The 342-nt window shown below is 51.8% G+C and carries 1 protein-coding gene; it reads right to left on the bottom strand.

Annotated elements, in window-relative coordinates; all coding sequences use genetic code 11:
* A partial coding sequence (locus tag EAE91_RS23865) for an AMP-binding protein (protein ID WP_214090585.1) occupies positions 1-342 on the bottom strand: 342 nt, incomplete at both ends.

The raw sequence follows: 342 nt of genomic DNA on the forward strand, positions 1-342 counted from the left end.
AAATAAACTGAACCCGCTCTGAGGGATATTCTGGGGAGATGGGTACATAAGCGCCACCGGCTTTCAATACCGCTAAGATACTGATAACCATGTCCAGACTACGGTCGAGATAGAGGGCGATGGGAGTGTCAGCTTGCACAGGGACATGATGGTGTTGCTGACAACGTTCACGGATAGCATAAGCTAGCTGGTTGGCCTGTTCGTTAAGCTGGCGGTAGGTCAGGGATTCGCCTTCAAACACCAGCGCCACGTTATCCGGTGTCTTTTCCACTTGAGCTTCAAACAGTTGTGGCAGGGTTTTATCCTGCGGGTAAGGCGCATCAGTCTGATTCCAGCGGTGCA

It is taken from the genome of Photorhabdus noenieputensis, from assembly GCF_018448935.1.
GTDB classification, from domain to species: domain Bacteria; phylum Pseudomonadota; class Gammaproteobacteria; order Enterobacterales; family Enterobacteriaceae; genus Photorhabdus; species Photorhabdus noenieputensis.